A 17,827-nucleotide genomic window follows, 5' to 3' on the forward strand; every position below is an offset into this window, starting at 1 on the left:
GAAGCGACTAAACTACCAAGAAAGGTGACCTTCATGACCCACAATCAGTCTAACAGTCTCGGCTCGTACACTCAACTCACAGAGGGCGAGCGCGGAATAATTGATGCGCTTTGGCACTCCCATGAATATTCCATTCGCGATATTGCACACATCATCCATCATTCCCCTAGTACGGTAAGCCGTGAGCTTAAGCGCGGCCGAGTCCAGCAACGGGATTCGAATTATCATTACTACAAGGATTACTTCTTTGATGCTGCCCAACGACAACACGAAGAACGACAGACCCATTCCCACGCCAAGAGCATGTTGGAGAAGTGTACCTACTTCTTTAACTGGCTGACCGCTCAGATCAAGAAGCATGCGTATCGTGAACAAAGTATTGATGGGTACGTGCATCAGTTCCAGCAACTCTGGCCTAATCGTTCGTGCCCCTCAACGCCGACCGTGTATCGCTACATTGATGCCGGACTGTTGTCAGTGACCAACATGGATCTGCCTGAGAAGTTGCGGCGTCGCGAGAAAAGGCCAGGCCGTAGTCATGCGCGTAAGAATAAACGCATCGCTGGAACGTCCATCGACAAGCGGCCCAAACAAATCAATAACCGCTGGTTTGTTGGTGACTGGGAAGGCGACCTGGTGAAGGGGAAGCGTTCTGCCGACCAACCAGCATTACTCACCCTGACAGAACGTGTCACACGTTATGAGCTGATCTACAAGATCCCAAACTATCACGCCCGGACTTGCTTAGAGGCCATGCAATACGTTCTGAACACACATGATCCTTATCTATTCCACTCCATCACCTTCGACAACGGTTCTGAGTTCGCCCTCTTGGACCAACTCAGAGGAACAAAGATCTACTACTGCCATCCCTATACACCCAGTGAACGTGGCAGTAACGAGAATGCCAACGGCTTGATTCGAGAATTCATTCCAAAGGGTCAATCACTATGGGAAGTCTCTAAGGAGAAGATTCGTAAGAGCCAAGATGTCTTAAACCACCGGTTAAGGAAGTGCCTTGGATACCGCAGCGCAATCGCGGCGCTCCAGGCCTCCCCCCTGGGCCTGGAGGAATCCCTGCCCACTACCTAAACCAATTCACATGGATGAGTCTTCACTGTTGCACTTAATTTGACAATTCGGGATTTTTTAGCCTCTCAAAGTACACTCTAACTGCAACACCTGCTAAAGCAGACCAATTATCTGTCTCAGATTGAACAAACAGGCCATGAAGACCTATTCTTAAGGCGTCAAAACATTAAGAAAGGTGATATCTTCATGACCCGGCACCAGGCATTACGAACAACTGACCTCCGAGGAACGCAGAATAATCGACGCTTTGTATCACTCCGATGACTGCTCGATCCGCACGATTGCCCAAGCGGTCGATCGGGCTTCCAGCACTGTTTCACGTGAGTTGAAACGCGGAACTGTCCAACAAATGGGCTCTCAACGTCTTTACTACCACGATTACTATGCGAATGCCGCTCAGATCCTGCACGGCAAGCGACGAGCCAACTCGCGACCGCATGGTCTCTTAGCTAAGTGCCACCATTTCTTCCAGTGGTTGGATAACCGCGTTAAGAAAGAACATTTCCGGCGTCAGAGCATTGATGGGCTGGTTCATTTGTACCAGCAACTGTTCCCGCATCGGGCCTGCCCAGCAACGCCCACTGTGTATCATTGACCAGGGACTGCTGATGATCGACAACATGGACTTACTAGAGAGGCCATCACCGTGACCATGACCGTAAGAACAAGTGCTTAGCCGGCACTGCTATTGAACAGCGACCAGCAGCCGTTAATGAGTGGAAAACCCTTGGCGACTGGGAAGGCGATCTGGTGAAAGGCAAGCGGACCGTGAACGAGCCAGCACTGCTCACACTGACCGAACGCTGGACACGGTTTGAGCTCATCTATAAGATTCCCGACTACCTGCGCAGACCTGCCTGCAAACCCTCCAGTGGGTCCTTAATACCCATAGCACTGATCTGTTCCACTCCATTATCTTTGATAACGGCTCTGAGTTAGCCCTCTTGGACCAAGTCAAAGGGACCAAGATCTACTACTGCCATCCCTGCACACCCAGCGAGCGGGGCAGTAATGAGAACGCCAACGGCTTAATCTGTGAGTTCATCCCGAAAGGCATCTCGCTCCACAAGTTCAGTAAGAAGCTGATCCGCGAGGTCCAGGACGTGTTGAACGGCCGCTTGCGGAAGTCACTGGGCTATCGAAGCGCGAGCGCGGCGCTCCAGGCCTCCCCCTGGGCCTGGAGGTTCCCCTGCAAGCCCGGTAGACCATTCCTATTCATTAGGTCTTCACTGTTGCACTTGGGTTGACAATTCGGGGATATTTATATGCTGCTTAAAAACTGAAATTGTCGCTTGCATAAAATGCATTGTCGGCTTTGCCTGCTTTCTCATTAGTTAAATTGTCCATGGCCACCGTGTAGGCATTCATCAGAGCGGCTACGGGGTCGATCTTGGTGGCATTCTTCGCCTTATCAATAATGGGGTTATTGTTGGCATCGTATTTCAGAATGGCGTTGTTAACCGCATAGGCCAGCAGCTGGTTGTCTGGGTGTTTCAGCTTGCCATTGAACAGATCATCACGAAAGCGCACCGTCGGGATCGACAGAGTACGCTGCCCTTGCCGTACTTCGACCATTGGCATATCTCGTTTTTCAAACTCCGGCAGCAGGTACCCGAAGGACCAGGGATCGTAGCAGATGGCCCGCACATTCCACTGGTTTCTGTCGATCATGGCCAATACGTAGGCCAGTACATCGTCGTAGTCGATCATGCCGCTTTCCAGTTTGGTGATACTGCACTCGCCGCGCTGTTCTCCAGCGATATAGTCAAACCCGTCGTTTTTGATTTTTTCTTCCAGCCCATACTTAGTACCCACGAAACTATGTGAGTCAGCATAAGAGTATCCCGCCATGGGGACCAGCCAGCTGACTGAGGTCAGGTCGCTCGACTTAGACAGATCCAGCCCGATGTACACATCAGCGCCGACCGTTTCAATGGGTGCCGTCTTCGCCTTGTCCCAGTCGTCTAAGCTGATATAACTATCGGCTCGGGCTGATTGCCACATGTTGAAATTCTTGATAAGCAGCGGCCGCAACATGTTTCGCTTGCTGGCCAGGTCAACGTCGGCTTGCAGACTGGGGATCATCGTCTTAGCCCGATCTTCGTTAGCTAACAGCGGGTTCGACTTTTCCCATGTCTCTGGCTTGAAGGCTTCGTCCTTTACGTCTTGCTCCCAAACGGCAATAAAATACCGGTCCGCTTTTTCGCGGCCGGTAAGGACTTTGCTAATAAATTTGTATTCTTTGAACATGGGACCGTTCAGGCTCGGCCCAGTAGTTGAAATGACTGCCAGTAAACTATTGTCGCTATTGATCTGGCCGGACTTCAGTACGTTGTAAATTTGATCGCTGCGGGCTAAGGCATATTCATCAATTACGGCTAAGTCACTTTGGTACCCGTCCAGCCCATGCAGATCACTGGCTAAGGGAACGGCTTTGCTGTCTGTACCCAAGTCGCGGATCTCGTCTCGATTGATCTTCAGACGCTGCCGCAGTGAGGGCGACACATTGCATACCTGGCGCAGTCCGCTGGCCATCATGTCATACGCCATGTGAGCCTGCTTGGCCGTGTTTGCGGTAAACACAATTTCACGGCTGCGGGCCGGTTTGTTTTCCATGAGCAGATATAGGGCCCCGATGGCAGCCATCAAGAAGCTCTTACCATTCTTGCGGGCCATTGAAATGTATGCTTGTGTGTAGCGCCGGTTGCCAGTCTGCTTATCGCGCCAACCAAACAGTTCGGACAGGATCCACTTCTGAAATGGTTCCAGGATGAGCTTGCTGCCATCTTTTGCCGGCATCAGCTCTACAAACTCAATTGCGCGGCGGGCATGATCCTCGTCGAAATAGTAGGGGAATGAATCTTTCTTGCTGGCTTTAATGTCCTTGTTGAAACGGCGGCACGCTTGCTTGATTTTTCTGCCAGCAACAATGTTGCCCGCTAACACATCGTCAACATACTTCACTCATTCTTCACCAGCTTGGCAAACGGATCGTCCGGCGTCTTGACGTCGCCTTTGATCTGCATCTTCAATCGGCCGTATACTGACAAGCCCAAAGCATCGGCCAGCTTCATCAAATCCTGAGTGGCGTTCCGCTTCACGTTCATATACGGGTTGACCTTGATAGAACCAGACACTGCTTCAACGACCGGACCTTCATCTTGAATGTGCTTAGCCGATTTTTGAATGTCGCTGTATGTCTGGCAGTAACTGGCTAGCATAGCCACGTCCAATTCACTGATAGGCACGTCGGCTTTCAGCAAAGGCACGATACGTTGCCACTCGCTCACCGCAAGATCATCAAGCCACTCGGGGGGCTGGGCAGTAAGCTCTTTGAAATCAAACATGGCCTGCTGCTCGCTGGCCCGTTTAGCAATCTTCCGGGGCGATAAATGCCCGCGAATATCCTCGATGTTTTTAATTTTGCTAGGCATCTCGCCAAGTCCTTTCGTTTAATTCGATACAATTATCCATTGATTAGTATAACATATTTTAGGTGCATTTTGCACGTAATAATCCATTGACACGAGATTTTTTCAAAATCCGAAGCTGGCGTTGTGCTCCCCGTCGTTTTTGAACTAGGCCCCGGTTATTCAGGTGGGGTACCTAGTTTTGGCAAATGGTATCTTTTCTTGTCTTCTTGCGATTTTTGCCAGTGACATGAGTTGCACAGTGATTGAAGGTTGCTTTCATCTAATCGCTTGGTCCAATCAACCCGGATAGGAATAATATGATCCACAACGTCAGCGGAAACAAACAGTCCCTTCTTCTGACACCACTCGCACATGGGGTACTTCAGTCTGTAGTCGTATGACAGGTGCTCCCAGGCTTTCGACTTATAGAATTTCTGCAGTTTGCCGCTGATTTCTTTACGATGCTGATATGATGCAGCGTTGCCTGGCGCTGCTCTGGCCTTGTAGTCGCCAGCATGCTGGGCACAATACTTGACATTGAACGGCACCAGCTCATGGCAACCTGCATGGTCACATAGTTTCATGATCACCGACGCTGCACCTGCTTCTTCTCATAGCAGATTGTTACGCACACATGCTCTGGATCTTTCGCATGAATTGCAAAACTGATCACATTTGCTCCGTTAATAATTAAAAACGCCGTCACTAATCGGCTGATCTCTTGTTGCGTACCTGCTACATCAAAAATGTCTTTCATCATTATTAGTGTGCTCCTTTTTCTTTCTTCAACGTCACGACATCGAACCCGTGAATGTCATCGTCATAGGCAATTGACTGGATAGCATATACAATTCCGGCCAATCTCACCAGTATGCTGTCGTTCAGAGTGTCTGTGTGCCGCACAACAATGGCTATGGTGTCTTCTACATCTGTACCAGTGATCTGATAAGTTTGCGTCACTGTGCGGTTATATGAGCCATAGAACAGCGTGCCAGTGGGTTCAAACGTAGAAACGTTAATACCGGCACCAGTCTTGCGGTTAACTGTCTTACCAATCTCAGCCACCTTGTTCAGCCGGGATACTGCATACTTCTTCAATTTGATCGCTCCAATCTGAATGCTGTTTTCTGGACTTACCGCCCCGGGACGGTAAGTCCACTTTTCCATTTACCAGTAAAGATACTGGTGGACCGTGTTGGCTGGTCAGCATGTCATCTCCAATTAATCGTGTGTGTGGGTACAATTCGGAATTTCCTGGCACACTTGGCACACATCGTAGAAACGTTGATACACCGGTATTCCTGTAATGGTTTTTCCTGGCACATTAGGATATGTGGCTTGGCACGGACTGGCACATTCAAACAATTTAATTTCGTTGTTCCAACTTGTGCCAACCCGCGTGCCAGGTTTTGTTAGCTTTTCTAGCCCCGTGAATGCCTACATGGCGGGCTTTCTCCAGACTGTGCCAAGTGTGCCAGCTTTTTTTGAGTTTCACCCACACACACTATTCTTCGGGTTGATCGCCATCATAAAACAGATGGATGTATCTGTGTCTCTGAGAACCATTTACCCGTGGTTTGTCTGTTCTAATGCCCATAGCGGCCAGCCGTTTGGTGAAATTAGGCCGGCCCAGACTTTTAATGCCTTCGTCAACACAATACTGGCTATATTTCTGAAAGAGCCATTGCGTAGGCTCACCACTATTGGTTTCCCGGTCCATGTGGCAACGGTCAGCGACAAACCGGGCTACGCTATTGGAATCCTTCAGCCAGTCGCTTTTGGCTTTTTTCATGGGATCTGATTCCGTCAGTGAGTGGCGTTTCATGGCTTGGCTGAACAGGTAGAGGGCATAGGCAATTGTTTGGGGGATTTCTGCATCAATATCTGCCAGTGAATACTTGGCTTCAAACTGCTGGTCAATCTTCACCGGGAATGGCACCACGTATAAGCGCCGCTCAAATCCATCTGAAAAGTCGGTAAATGGAGGCAATTCATTGGCAGAGAAAATGAGCTTAGCAAAGTTTTCAAACAGAAACGGGTCTTGGCCTTTGAACTCCGCAAACATGCGATCACCACCGGTCAGTGACTTTAGCAATCCGGTCGATTTAAGAAAGCTGCTATCCACGTCAGCAAAGATGTTAGCCTCCTTCCGGTACAACTGGCTGCTGGCAAAGCGGTTATTTTTGCTCCCCAAGTCTTGCAGCGTCACATTAGAGACGTTTTCAACTCCCAGCACTCGTTTCAAGTAGTTTAGAAATGTGGACTTGCCATTGCCGCCGCTGCCTTGCAGTATGGCGATTAGCTGAAACGGTTCATAGGATCGGTAAAAGCAATAGCCCATCAGCTCAAACAGAAATGTTGTGGCGAATGGATCGTTACCAGTCAATGCCGTTAGCCAATCTCCCGTTTCTTTTGGCTCGGTTGGCGTTTCCTGGGATGTCGGCAACACATAGTCGTGGGATTGTAAAATCAGATCACTTTGATTGTGTGGCTGCAATGTCCGCTTAACCAGATTGAAAGTCCCATTCTTGAAGTTAATAAGCATAGGGTTGCTTCTATCAAAAGGATTACTGGCCATGTGTGGATTGAAAGTCTTAATCATAATGAACTTTTTGACTTCGCCCATTTTTTGAACGGACCACTTGCCTACAGCTTCTAGTTTTTTGGTAATATATCCTTCTAAGAAGTCGCTAAGGTCGCCTACATGCCAAGTACCTGTTTCTCGATCATAGCGCGCACCCAATGGCAAGCAATCGGCGCGGATCATAGGCACTTCCTTCATGATTTCGTAGCCCAGCATTGGCGAATTAACTTTTGCGTTTCCTTTTTCGTCTGAAATTAGCCAGCGTGGCGTCTCATGACTGCTGGCCACGTGCAGACCCTTAATGGCTGCCACCACTTCCAGCGGTGTTTCTTTAGTTGCGTCCATTCAATTGCCCCTTTCTGGCTTCGCGTTCCGCAATAGAAGCGAAAATTCCGGCCAGCTCTTTATCTGGTAACGGCGGATCAACATGTAGGGCGTTCACGTCCCGCATGACGGTCCAAACACTTTCTGGCTCTGCCGTACTCGCCAGCAGTTTGCCAGCCAGCTGCGTCAGCCGATCGTTCCGCGTACCTTGATTAATGTCTTGGGCCAGATCATCAATCAACTTCCCGGCATACGTCTTACGGCGGGAATAGTTGACTTTACCAGTAAACCCAACTGCCGTTTTCTTGGCCGTAACGCCGTCTAACACCCATTGCGGGGCAGGGCGGATAGTTGTGAGCTTGTGGCCTGGGGCAGGCGTGTAGCACTTTCCAAAGCGCCGTGTCGGGGCGACTGGAATGCCCATTGCTTCGTAGTCAATGCCGGTCAGTTCCCCATGGTCAGAAAAGCGATTAGTGCCCCGCGTCAGGTGTAGGTGAACCGGATAGGTCAGAAAAATGTGCAGGCCGCCGCGCGGCGTTTGTTCCGTGTAAGTATCAACTGGCAAACGCTCGGCACCTTGCTTATACAGTTTATTGATCGTTTCGATGCCGTCGCTGCCACTTTCATGGTTACGATCAATGTCCAGCACCATAATGCCCGTGTCCATCAGGCAAAGGCCGACGCCCCATGCAGGGTGCTGGCCCCACCAGGCTTTGGCTTGCTTGGGGTCAGTGCTGGCACTGTTGAAAGTGCTGGTCCCTTTGGGCGATCCATCACTACCCGGTACCATCGGGTAGACGGCAAAGCCGTGCTGCTGGTAAGCCAGTGCCCAGTCAAGCGTGCTTAGCGTCATGCTGCTCACCTCCCACCGGCATTAGGTACTGTCAAAAGACGTACCTTTCTTTCTGCTTTCCGGGTGCTTTTCTTGCCTTCAGGCAAAAGAAAAACACCCGGATTTTTCTCTTGTTCTGGTATCCTAGGTGTACACAACTACAACTAAGAAATTCCGAAAAGAGGAATCCGAGTGCATACACTATTGATACAGTATTTAATTGAGATAATCAAGTACCAACGCCGTTTAATTATTTTGTTGGCGTTATGGCTGTTCCAGTTCATCAGTAACTCGCGCATGCCCCAGCCAGACAAGCCAATCTACAAACGGTTCAACCAGTTTGAAGTAGACGAAGCAGTGCCCCTGCTGGCCGCAGACATTCAGCCCGAGAAACTGGACTATCAAGAGCTTTTAGCCCAACACCTGACGGATACCGGCAAACCCATCAAGGCTGTGCGTCGACGCAAACCGATTGATTTTCAAGCACTTCGGTGTGCGCGGTGCGACGCACCGAGCGACTACCTTTACGCCAACAACGGCAAAGGCGGTCAGTTAGAGTGCAAGGTCTGTCACTTCAAGTTTCAACGACGCGACGGCGACTACAAGAAGGACGTATCACTGCGCTGTCCGTATTGCACACACGCACTGTACCTGCATAACAAGCGCGTGAACTTCGATGTTTGGGTCTGCCCAAACGACAATTGCTCGTATCGCCAAGGCAAGGTAGCTCAGTTATCACCCAAACAACTGGCCGCGTTCAGTGCCGAACCAACCCGGTTTAAAGTCCGCTATACGTACCGGGATTTTCGTTTTGAGCTGAAGAGTGTCGACGCCGACTCGCCAATTCAAACAACTGTTGACCTGGGCCGGATCCGCGCCACACCGCAAGTATTGGGTCTGGTCTTGACCTACCACATCAATTACGGCATGTCGGCCAGGAAGACCGCGGCCCTGATGTACGACGTGCACGGTATCAAGATCTCGCACCAGACGATTCATAACTATGAAGAAGCGGTGGCCGCCGTCGTTCGTCCTTTCTGGGCGAACTATCCGTACAAGCTGTCTGAGGAACTGGTTGGCGACGAAACCTACATCCGCGTGAAGGGCAAGTGGAACTACATCTTTTACTTCTACGATGCCCTGAACAAGCTGATTCTGGCCGATTACGTCACACCGCATCGCACTAGCGAATCAGCGGCCATCGCGATCAACCAGGTACTGCAGAAGTTTGATGTGATCCCCGAGAAGCTGCGCTTCATCGTCGATGCGAACCCCATCTATCAGGTAGCCCGAATTTACTTTGCCAAACATGGCATCAACTTCGACATCAAACAAGTCATCGGTCTGAAGAACAAAGACGAAGTCTCTACCGAGTTTCGCTACTTGAAACAGATCATTGAACGTCTGAATCGCGAATATAAGGGCCACTACCGCTCAACGACCGGCTTCGGCTCAGCCAAAGGCTCAGCCAGCTACACAACACTGTTCTCAGCGTGTTACAACTTCTTGCGGCCGCACGAGGCGCTGAACTATCACGTCCCTGTGCCAATCGATGCAGTGCTGGCCCACGAGCGGATGTTTGATAAGTGGCTTGCACTAATCGCACTCGCTCAGGAACAGCTGCCTGTCGCTGCTTGATCACCTGACGAAGAAAATCTCAGGCGCTCTATTTGTGTGCGTTAGAAACATTCTAGCGCCGATATCAGTGCATCAATATCGTTTGAATAAGGAAAATCATTCTTTGATTAAACTGATCTCTGCCGCCCACCTCCTGAACCACGGTTTTGACTTTGAACTTCACTTTTCCATGGCGGTTTTGACGTTACCCGGCATTACTTTGCCAGCCGCAATCTCTTGGGCCTTTACAATGTCCCGCGCCGTGGCTAACAGATCACGCCAGGTACGCACGTCCCGCGTGGCTTCATAACAAACCGCTTCGGCGTTGCGCTCATTCGGATTGCTTTCATAGCGGTTCACATAGTCGTCGAACGTGTCCAGCTCATCGTCCAGGGCTTCTAAGCACCCGCGTGCCTTGCTCAATTCGTATTCCGCTTTGGTATAACTCGAATCTGCCATATAATTGGCCTCCATTTCTTGACATTGGGTCAACATGGCGGCATAGTAGGTGTAAAGGTTATTTGCTTTACTATGTCGCCCAGCCGCTTAGCCCCTATGCTTTGCGGCTTTTTTTGTATTCTCTTGTTTGGACTTGAGTTCCCGGGAACTCAAGTCCACTTTGGCGTGCAGTAAGTCGCGCCGTTCTACCGTGTCGTGCTGGGCTTTGAAATACTTGTCCAGATGGGCATCGGCTTCAATGTAATCGGGCCACTCCCAGCCGTATGGGGTATTCACTTGGTGTGCCGTTATTTTGCCTTCTTTCCATAATTAGCAGGGACGCCGAACAGATACATGGCCCAGACCATGCCCAGCAGGAATGCCAGGACTAGGCCGCACACAGTGGGCAGATGGGTAACGATCCAGTCAATCATGATCATCTTGCCGCCTCCCTTGCTGGTAGTGTCACCGTGATTGGCTGGCCACTGATAGCCGACTTTAACTGGTCGTACGAGAAGCCCAGGTCCAGTAAGACGATCACTTTGCTTTCTAGCGCTCGATAGTGAGCCAGATCATCAGCAGAATAAATGTCTGGGCCAGTGACGCTCTTGGGAACGCCTTTCATTGCCTTGTACTGTTTTGTACCCCGAATTGTCAAATTAAGTGCAACAGTGAAGACTCATCCATGTGAATTGGTTTAGTGTGAATTGGTTTAGGTAGTGGGCAGGGATTCCTCCAGGCCCAGGGGGGAGGCCTGGAGCGCCGCGATTGCGCTGCGGTATCCAAGGCACTTCCTTAACCGGTGGTTTAAGACATCTTGGCTCTTACGAATCTTCTCCTTAGAGACTTCCCATAGTGATTGACCCTTTGGAATGAATTCTCGAATCAAGCCGTTGGCATTCTCGTTACTGCCACGTTCACTGGGTGTATAGGGATGGCAGTAGTAGATCTTTGTTCCTCTGAGTTGGTCCAAGAGGGCGAACTCAGAACCGTTGTCGAAGGTGATGGAGTGGAATAGATAAGGATCATGTGTGTTCAGAACGTATTGCATGGCCTCTAAGCAAGTCCGGGCGTGATAGTTTGGGATCTTGTAGATCAGCTCATAACGTGTGACACGTTCTGTCAGGGTGAGTAATGCTGGTTGGTCGGCAGAACGCTTCCCCTTCACCAGGTCGCCTTCCCAGTCACCAACAAACCAGCGGTTATTGATTTGTTTGGGCCGCTTGTCGATGGACGTTCCAGCGATGCGTTTATTCTTACGCGCATGACTACGGCCTGGCCTTTTCTCGCGACGCCGCAACTTCTCAGGCAGATCCATGTTGGTCACTGACAACAGTCCGGCATCAATGTAGCGATACACGGTCGGCGTTGAGGGGCACGAACGATTAGGCCAGAGTTGCTGGAACTGATGCACGTACCCATCAATACTTTGTTCACGATACGCATGCTTCTTGATCTGAGCGGTCAGCCAGTTAAAGAAGTAGGTACACTTCTCCAACATGCTCTTGGCGTGGGAATGGGTCTGTCGTTCTTCGTGTTGTCGTTGGGCAGCATCAAAGAAGTAATCCTTGTAGTAATGATAATTCGAATCCCGTTGCTGGACTCGGCCGCGCTTAAGCTCACGGCTTACCGTACTAGGGGAATGATGGATGATGTGTGCAATATCGCGAATGGAATATTCATGGGAGTGCCAAAGCGCATCAATTATTCCGCGCTCGCCCTCTGTGAGTTGAGTGTACGAGCCGAGACTGTTAGACTGATTGTGGGTCATGAAGGTCACCTTTCTTGGTAGTTTAGTCGCTTCAAGGATAGGTCTTCATGGCCTATTTTGTTAAATCAACCCGGTCGATTGGTCTAACTCAATCGGTGTTGCACTTCAATTTTAAATCCGGCTACTGTTTTGTACTCATACCAGTAACGGTCTTGCAGGATAGGTCTGTAATCGCCTTATAGCTCCATTTATTGCAGTATGGCCATGCCTGTATGGCGTCAGTCAGGGACCGACGCACCGGCTTCTCAATTTCCCGCAGTGTCTGCCGTTTCATCAGTTCCTCACGCATGGCGAAAAACTGGCGTACTAGTTCGTCCTTGAAGTCAGCCACACGCTCCGTGTTTTTCAAAAATGTGATGAGCAGAGTGGCTTGAGCTTCGTTCAGCATGTAAATCTTGCATGGTGCTCCACGGCCGGGTAATTTACGGATTTTAAATCCGAGAATTCCATGATGTTCTAATCGCGTCTTTTGCTCCCGAATTGTGCGGTCAACTGATTCCCGGTTGATACCTGCATACCGTGCAATGACCTCGCTTGTCGTGAACGTGTTTGCGTCCAGAGTCGGTCGATTCAAAAATACAATTTTGTCCATGCTTGTGTTTCCTTCCTGAGGCTATACGCCTTGCCGTAAGTTGCTTACGTGCCCGCCTGCCCAGCGTGGTTACTTACCGTTGTTCTGCATGTAATCGTCTATATCTGTGGTGTTAATCCGCTTGACGCCTCCAACCACCTGTATTGGCAATCCCTTTTTGGTCCAGGACATTAACGTGTTACGGGCTACACCGGCATATTCTGCCGCTTGCCCGATGTTCAATTTCCGTGGAATTCGTTGTGGCTTCGTTTCATTAACTACCCGGACAACCTCTTGATGAATTTGCTCCTGCAAAACCCGATCAAAGTCGGCTGGCAAAGTGATTTGTACTTTCATCCCGCTCATATTGACACCTTCTTTCACGATTATAGGTTCAATGGTAGCAACCATGCTTATCATAATTGATAAGCATGGTTTACAATAGTCACCTTAGCATGAACACCCTTGTGTGTCAACGGTAGGCTAATCATTTTTGACGCCTATGCTTGTCATTTGCGTTTCGAGATGCGACAATAATGTGCTAGGAGGATAAACTATGCTAAAATTCATGCTTAAAGAATTTATGGAAGAATCAGGTATGAGCATTCAGTCCGTAAGTGATAAAACTGGAATTTCGCGAACGACAATTTCTGCTTTTTATAACGAAAAGAGCAAGGGAATCCAGTTTGATACGCTTAATAAACTTGTTGAAGGTTTGGATATTGAAGTGTGGGATCTGTTTGAAAATGTTTTCCCAAAAGAAAATCTTAAATGTGGCGTTAGACGCGTACAAGCTGTTGACGGTCCGCTTAATCAAGATGAACCAACATTTGAAGCTTCCTTTTTTTATGAAAAGAACTCTGATGCAGCTAAGGGAATAACCGTTGTAGAGTTTGTCATGCCCCTACTTGTTCAGCTTGATGAAGTCAATTCGATTCAGTCACTAGCCATTTTTTTGTCCCATGAATTTGTGGGCAGTGGCTGGCAAGTGGATGCAAATGAGCATAAGTTGAACGACTTTTTGACTCGCTCATCTAACAGTGAACTTGAGCCATATCTTATTTCAATTGCGGCTCAGATTTGTGCAAATGTTTGCAAAAGTGTTTTGTTAAAAGATGATGCCATGGTTATTTTCAAATCTGACGTAGGAAATTTTCCCGAAGAGGCAGGTCCGTTCCCAATCATTTATAATTGGCCCTTAAGAGTATTGAAGGATGACGATCTCATTGATGATTTCATCAAAGCAAAGTACATGTAGATTTGTAATTTGAGTAGCTCTAAATATTTTATTTAATATTATGGCTGAAAAATCAGCCGCCACTTTTCGCCATTTTCGGCGAAAACTCTCCAATCTAACACCGCCTGCCCAGCGTGACAGATAGGAGAAGAATATGGCATCAATTAAAAAGTACCCAACGAAAGACGGCAAAGAACTCTGGCGCGTCCAGGTCTTTGCTGGTAATGATCCACAGACAGGCAAAAAGAAATACAAGGTCCGTCGCGGATTCAAGACAAAAAAGGAAGCCACCATTGTGGCGGCCAGACTTGAACTGGCTATTAGCAACGGTGACTTGGAAGAAAATAAACCAACGCCCATCTTTTTCAGGGACGTTTACAAGGAGTGGTACGGCAACTACATCAATACAGTAAGAGAATCCACCTGGGCACGCACAGTGGGCATGTTCAACAACCACATTCTGCCAGCTTTTGGTGATAAACGGATCGCCACCATCACCACCAGGGACGTTCAAAAGGCCGTCAAGACGTGGTATGAAGCCACGACAGCCAATTACAAGCGCTGGTTCAATTACGTTGAATCAGTTATGGACTATGCCGTGCGGCAAGGCTATATGAACAAGAACCCCGCTAAGGCCGTGGTACTACCAAGGCATGAAGACATTGCCGGCGATAAGCCGGAAAACTTTTGGACCAAGGACCAAATGAACCAGTTCTTCACCTGCATTGATAAAGCGGCCCACTTCGACATTTTCATCATGTTCCGGGTTCTGGATTACACCGGCGTCCGGCGTGGCGAACTGCTGGCACTGGAATGGCAAGACGTGGACTTTGAGCACGATACGGTCCGTATCAACAAGACACTTACCCAAGGCAAGCGTGGGCGCCAGATTGTCCAAGCGCCCAAGACACGGGCCGGGCGTCGAACTATTCCGGTAGACAAGCAAACCATGACTTACTTGCAACACTGGCATCATATGCAGCAGCAGTATTTCTTTCAACTGGGGATCAACACGCTGGCCCCACACCAGCTTGTCTTCTCCAATAGCAAGAACGGCTACCATTCACTGAATACGCCAGCCAAACGGCTGCATAAAATCCAAACGGATAACGATCTTACCCCGCGGATCACGGTCCATGGTTTCCGGCACAGCTTCATTTCTAACTTGCTCATCGCTGGCGTGCCAGTTACGTCCGTCCAGAAACTTGTCGGCCACACTGATCCAACGATCACGCTCGGCATTTATGCCCACGTGAGTGCACAGCAGGAATCAGAGGCAACCGCCAAACTGGAAGAATATATGAACGCTCAGTGAAAGAAAACCACAGAGAAAACCACGACGTTTTGCGCACGGGTTGATAGTACTTCTATGGCGCATGGTTACGGGGTTTCAAGCGAAACAGTTACGTTTCCCCTGGCCACCCACTAATAGTAATCGCACAGGCCTTTAATGGCTCTGTGCGATTTTTTGTTGGCCTGCGCATGGATAAGAAACAACGCTGAACACTGGTCCCATCGGAGTACAAAAGCCCGGTGAGACTTTTTTTGACGGTTTGAATCTTCTTCCAAGCCTCTGCCATAGCCAATATGCTATAGTGACCATGTATCCAAAATAATCGGCCGATGCTATACGGCCGGACGGGCACCGGTCGTTTCAGCGATCAGCTGCCAGTGTTGATGGGGACACTATTTGGCGGACAGTATGTTGAATCTTTATTTAGGGGGAAATGTTTTATATGCTTAAAAATCGTCCAGGTCTCAAACGACTTTACAAAGCAGGGAAGTTTTGGGTAGCCGCGGCCGCAGGAGCATTGTTGATTGCGGGTGCGGCGCGCACGCCGCAATCAGTGGCGGCGGACACGGATGCCGCGCCAATCACCACGACCCAAAATACGCCGCCAGACCAGGCGGCAACTACTGACAAAACTACTGAACTGGCGGCTGATCAGTCTGCCGCCGCACCAGCATCAGCCAATACCACTGGCCAAAGCCCCAAGGCCGACACATCCACTGCGGCAGCAGCTGAACCGGCAGCAAATGATCAGCCAGCGCCCACCTCTTCGGCCACGGTGACCGGGCCGACGGTTACAGATGACAGCAACTTAAACAATCCGCTCGTTTACAGCCTCTCGGGCTCTTTTAAAAAAGGCGACAAGATTCAGCTGCTCATTCCAGCGGGCACCTTGAAGTTTCTAAAAATGGGATCAATATCTTCTGGCACAGTGCCTACTGGGACCACTTCAACCACCGTGAATGGTGTCGCGTACGATGCCTTGACAATCACCATGACCAGCGATTCTACGGTGAGCACTTCCGTTTACTATTCAGTGAATGTGAGCCCCTACTCAACAAGTGCCAGCTCTAAGTTTCTTAGCGATGGTAAGCCGTCAACGGACATTCCCGTTCTCTTACAGGTGAATGGACAGACTGCTAGTCAAATGACCACCACCTTCAATAAGAAGCCGAATCAGCCCGCTGCACCCGCGGATGGTTGGGCAATCTTTGATGATCAAAATGTGGGCGCAATCGTGGATTCTGCAACCGGTATCTATAAGCAACAAGCCGTCACAAAGATTGATTGGCAGACTTTTGCGGATCGTTTTTCATATACCAAAAGTTACCTCCAAAACTGGCAAGGTTACGATGTCTTCACCAGTCCGACCACAGTGACGATCACCTTGCCGGCCGGAGTAAAAGTCATCAGTGCCGAAAAAACGATCGCCGATGCGCCGTATACAGTCTCCCAATCAGGTAATCAGTATACCTTCACGTTTGCGGCTGGTACGCCATTAAGAGACGGGGCTGGCTCAATTTTTAAGAGCGGCTTCTTTAAAATTGTCAGTGAATACGATGGCGATGTGGGGACAGGCAAGACATTGCCGTTGACCGCCGCAGTCAGTACTGCAATCAACGGCCAGACTTACCAGTATGCGGTCAACTCTAAAAATGCGTTTTCTTACCAACCTTTTGTTGGAAAAACGACTATGGACTCGTCTGCTAGTTTCGCCCGTGATAGCGCTGGTAATGGTAATTCCTACTTACCGTCATTTACCAAAGACCCATTAGCGGATACTTCATCGGTTTTCTGGGGCAGCGTGCTTGATACGAGTAACTACGATTATCAAGGCCATCCTGAAGCGCAACTGACAATTAATCCAACGATTAAAAACAGTATGAATTTGACTAGCGTCACCAATGTGAGCGACCCCAGTTATTGGAAGAGCATCGGCTTTACTGACAATGTGGAACTTATCTTTACCACGTCAAGCGGTAAAACAGACGTCCAAAAGATCGTCTCTGGTAAAACAAATTATGTGACGACGATCGGTTCACAGGCTGATCCAGTGCTTAACGTCGTGGTCCGGAGTGTGGACGAAGTTCGGCCAGCGGGTTCGGTGGGAACGGTCACAGGTATGGATGTCGCCCATCGGCTCTCATTCCATGCTGAGTTTTATTCCGATCAGCCCCAAACAGTCCAATACCGATTCCAGACTACCCAGAAAAATGGCGATAAAGTCCTCGGCACGCCAACTAGCTCATGGCAGACCATCAACTATGACTCAGTACCCCGCATACTCATCCAAGAGAAATACTATACGGGCGTCGGCTTCATGGGCTGGGATAATTTGTCTGCCGGTGTCACCAATGCCGGTGATACGATTTCGTTCCGCAATAACCTGCAAAGTCTAGCCATTAGCGCCGGGAATCCTGGCCAAACATCCGCTCTAGTGGGCGGCCAAAACGCTGCTGCATACAATACGTATTTAGCCGCCAATCCGGATGCATTCGGTGTCTATGTGCGCATTCCAAAATATACGACCTTTGCTGGCGTGGCCGCATTGCGCAACGCCTGGGATAACCAAAACCTACAAGCCCAAACCTTGTCGATAAGAATGGGGATACCGTCCTCTATATCAACCATCTGACATTTACAGGTAGTGGGACCAC

Annotated in this window: 17 protein-coding genes and 1 pseudogene; 6 read left to right on the top strand and 12 right to left on the bottom strand. The window is 49.4% G+C overall.

The window, feature by feature from the left end; translation table 11 throughout:
* Window positions 1–33 precede the first annotated feature (33 nt).
* Complete coding sequence (locus FMM01_RS12235; protein ID WP_150391459.1) at window positions 34–1,092, top strand: IS30 family transposase; 1,059 nt, start codon at window positions 34–36, stop codon at window positions 1,090–1,092.
* 214 nt (window positions 1,093–1,306) lie between these two features.
* Window positions 1,307–2,339: pseudogene (locus FMM01_RS16845) on the top strand (IS30 family transposase).
* A gap of 25 nt (window positions 2,340–2,364) precedes the next feature.
* Here FMM01_RS16845 and FMM01_RS12245 read toward each other — a convergent pair.
* The 7 genes from FMM01_RS12245 to FMM01_RS12270 form a co-directional block, all read right to left on the bottom strand.
* Window positions 2,365–4,056, bottom strand: a complete 1,692-nt coding sequence (locus tag FMM01_RS12245) for a terminase large subunit (RefSeq protein WP_150392706.1) — start codon at window positions 4,054–4,056, stop codon at window positions 2,365–2,367.
* Entirely contained in the window at window positions 4,053–4,526 is a 474-nt protein-coding gene (locus FMM01_RS12250; protein ID WP_150392707.1) for a phage terminase small subunit P27 family, read from the bottom strand. The genes FMM01_RS12245 and FMM01_RS12250 overlap by 4 nt, the downstream gene beginning before the upstream one ends.
* A 155-nt stretch (window positions 4,527–4,681) precedes the next feature.
* Window positions 4,682–5,089: an HNH endonuclease signature motif containing protein gene (locus FMM01_RS12255; RefSeq protein WP_223850074.1), complete on the bottom strand. Its 408-nt coding sequence runs from the start codon at window positions 5,087–5,089 to the stop codon at window positions 4,682–4,684.
* A 2-nt stretch (window positions 5,090–5,091) separates the two neighbouring features.
* Window positions 5,092–5,265: a hypothetical protein gene (locus FMM01_RS16315; RefSeq protein WP_190973362.1), complete on the bottom strand. Its 174-nt coding sequence runs from the start codon at window positions 5,263–5,265 to the stop codon at window positions 5,092–5,094.
* A 2-nt stretch (window positions 5,266–5,267) separates the two neighbouring features.
* Window positions 5,268–5,603 carry a phage head closure protein gene (locus tag FMM01_RS12260; RefSeq protein ID WP_150392709.1) on the bottom strand — a complete coding sequence of 112 codons (336 nt, stop codon included), beginning with the start codon at window positions 5,601–5,603 and terminating at the stop codon, window positions 5,268–5,270.
* Between the two features lie 406 nt (window positions 5,604–6,009).
* The gene (locus tag FMM01_RS12265) at window positions 6,010–7,434 is read right to left on the bottom strand and encodes a DNA primase family protein (RefSeq protein ID WP_150392710.1); all 1,425 of its coding nucleotides are present in this window, start codon (window positions 7,432–7,434) and stop codon (window positions 6,010–6,012) included.
* Window positions 7,421–8,266, bottom strand: coding sequence for a bifunctional DNA primase/polymerase (locus FMM01_RS12270; RefSeq protein WP_150392711.1), 846 nt, complete (start codon window positions 8,264–8,266; stop codon window positions 7,421–7,423). Before FMM01_RS12270 ends, FMM01_RS12265 begins: the two co-directional genes overlap by 14 nt.
* Before the next feature lie 171 nt (window positions 8,267–8,437).
* Here FMM01_RS12270 and FMM01_RS12275 point away from each other — a divergent pair, with 171 nt between their 5' ends.
* On the top strand, window positions 8,438–9,883 hold the full coding sequence (locus FMM01_RS12275; RefSeq protein WP_150392454.1) for a DDE-type integrase/transposase/recombinase: 1,446 nt from the start codon (window positions 8,438–8,440) through the stop codon (window positions 9,881–9,883).
* Window positions 9,884–10,042: 159 nt separating this feature from the next.
* Here FMM01_RS12275 and FMM01_RS12280 read toward each other — a convergent pair whose 3' ends face one another.
* From FMM01_RS12280 to FMM01_RS12295, 5 genes are all read right to left on the bottom strand, one after another.
* Window positions 10,043–10,321 (bottom strand): hypothetical protein, encoded by a 279-nt coding sequence (locus FMM01_RS12280; protein ID WP_150392712.1) that lies wholly within the window; start codon window positions 10,319–10,321, stop codon window positions 10,043–10,045.
* Window positions 10,322–10,608: 287 nt separating this feature from the next.
* Window positions 10,609–10,740, bottom strand: coding sequence for a hypothetical protein (locus FMM01_RS16660; RefSeq protein WP_263405052.1), 132 nt, complete (start codon window positions 10,738–10,740; stop codon window positions 10,609–10,611).
* A gap of 272 nt (window positions 10,741–11,012) precedes the next feature.
* A complete protein-coding gene (locus FMM01_RS12285) occupies window positions 11,013–12,071 on the bottom strand; it encodes an IS30 family transposase (RefSeq protein WP_150391459.1) in 1,059 nt (352 codons plus the stop codon).
* 121 nt (window positions 12,072–12,192) lie between these two features.
* On the bottom strand, window positions 12,193–12,663 hold the full coding sequence (locus tag FMM01_RS12290) for a Rha family transcriptional regulator (protein ID WP_150392713.1): 471 nt from the start codon (window positions 12,661–12,663) through the stop codon (window positions 12,193–12,195).
* Window positions 12,664–12,732: 69 nt separating this feature from the next.
* Complete coding sequence (locus FMM01_RS12295; RefSeq protein WP_150392714.1) at window positions 12,733–13,008, bottom strand: helix-turn-helix domain-containing protein; 276 nt, start codon at window positions 13,006–13,008, stop codon at window positions 12,733–12,735.
* Window positions 13,009–13,198: 190 nt separating this feature from the next.
* On the opposite strand from FMM01_RS12295, the gene FMM01_RS12300 reads away from it, so the two are divergent.
* From FMM01_RS12300 to FMM01_RS12310, 3 genes are all read left to right on the top strand, one after another.
* Entirely contained in the window at window positions 13,199–13,900 is a 702-nt protein-coding gene (locus FMM01_RS12300) for a helix-turn-helix domain-containing protein (RefSeq protein ID WP_150392715.1), read from the top strand.
* Window positions 13,901–14,033: 133 nt separating this feature from the next.
* A complete protein-coding gene (locus tag FMM01_RS12305; RefSeq protein WP_150392716.1) occupies window positions 14,034–15,194 on the top strand; it encodes a site-specific integrase in 1,161 nt (386 codons plus the stop codon).
* A gap of 421 nt (window positions 15,195–15,615) precedes the next feature.
* Window positions 15,616–17,805 carry a KxYKxGKxW signal peptide domain-containing protein gene (locus tag FMM01_RS12310; protein WP_190973363.1) on the top strand — a complete coding sequence of 730 codons (2,190 nt, stop codon included), beginning with the start codon at window positions 15,616–15,618 and terminating at the stop codon, window positions 17,803–17,805.
* Window positions 17,806–17,827 lie beyond the last annotated feature (22 nt).

It is taken from the genome of Schleiferilactobacillus harbinensis (assembly GCF_008694105.1).
Taxonomy (GTDB): domain Bacteria; phylum Bacillota; class Bacilli; order Lactobacillales; family Lactobacillaceae; genus Schleiferilactobacillus; species Schleiferilactobacillus harbinensis.

Bases quoted from the DNA above. Each gene is read 5' to 3' on its own strand.
- FMM01_RS12270 (WP_150392711.1), bottom strand. From the start codon at position 8,266: ATGACGCTAAGCACGCTTGACTGGGCACTGGCTTACCAGCAGCACGGC.
- FMM01_RS12295 (WP_150392714.1), bottom strand. From the start codon at position 13,008: ATGAGCGGGATGAAAGTACAAATCACTTTGCCAGCCGACTTTGATCGG.
- FMM01_RS16315 (WP_190973362.1), bottom strand. From the start codon at position 5,265: ATGATGAAAGACATTTTTGATGTAGCAGGTACGCAACAAGAGATCAGC.
- FMM01_RS12280 (WP_150392712.1), bottom strand. From the start codon at position 10,321: ATGGCAGATTCGAGTTATACCAAAGCGGAATACGAATTGAGCAAGGCA.
- FMM01_RS12300 (WP_150392715.1), top strand. From the start codon at position 13,199: ATGCTAAAATTCATGCTTAAAGAATTTATGGAAGAATCAGGTATGAGC.
- FMM01_RS12250 (WP_150392707.1), bottom strand. From the start codon at position 4,526: ATGCCTAGCAAAATTAAAAACATCGAGGATATTCGCGGGCATTTATCG.
- FMM01_RS12235 (WP_150391459.1), top strand. From the start codon at position 34: ATGACCCACAATCAGTCTAACAGTCTCGGCTCGTACACTCAACTCACA.
- FMM01_RS12285 (WP_150391459.1), bottom strand. From the start codon at position 12,071: ATGACCCACAATCAGTCTAACAGTCTCGGCTCGTACACTCAACTCACA.
- FMM01_RS12290 (WP_150392713.1), bottom strand. From the start codon at position 12,663: ATGGACAAAATTGTATTTTTGAATCGACCGACTCTGGACGCAAACACG.
- FMM01_RS12305 (WP_150392716.1), top strand. From the start codon at position 14,034: ATGGCATCAATTAAAAAGTACCCAACGAAAGACGGCAAAGAACTCTGG.
- FMM01_RS12255 (WP_223850074.1), bottom strand. From the start codon at position 5,089: ATGAAACTATGTGACCATGCAGGTTGCCATGAGCTGGTGCCGTTCAAT.
- FMM01_RS16660 (WP_263405052.1), bottom strand. From the start codon at position 10,740: ATGATCATGATTGACTGGATCGTTACCCATCTGCCCACTGTGTGCGGC.
- FMM01_RS12265 (WP_150392710.1), bottom strand. From the start codon at position 7,434: ATGGACGCAACTAAAGAAACACCGCTGGAAGTGGTGGCAGCCATTAAG.
- FMM01_RS12310 (WP_190973363.1), top strand. From the start codon at position 15,616: ATGCTTAAAAATCGTCCAGGTCTCAAACGACTTTACAAAGCAGGGAAG.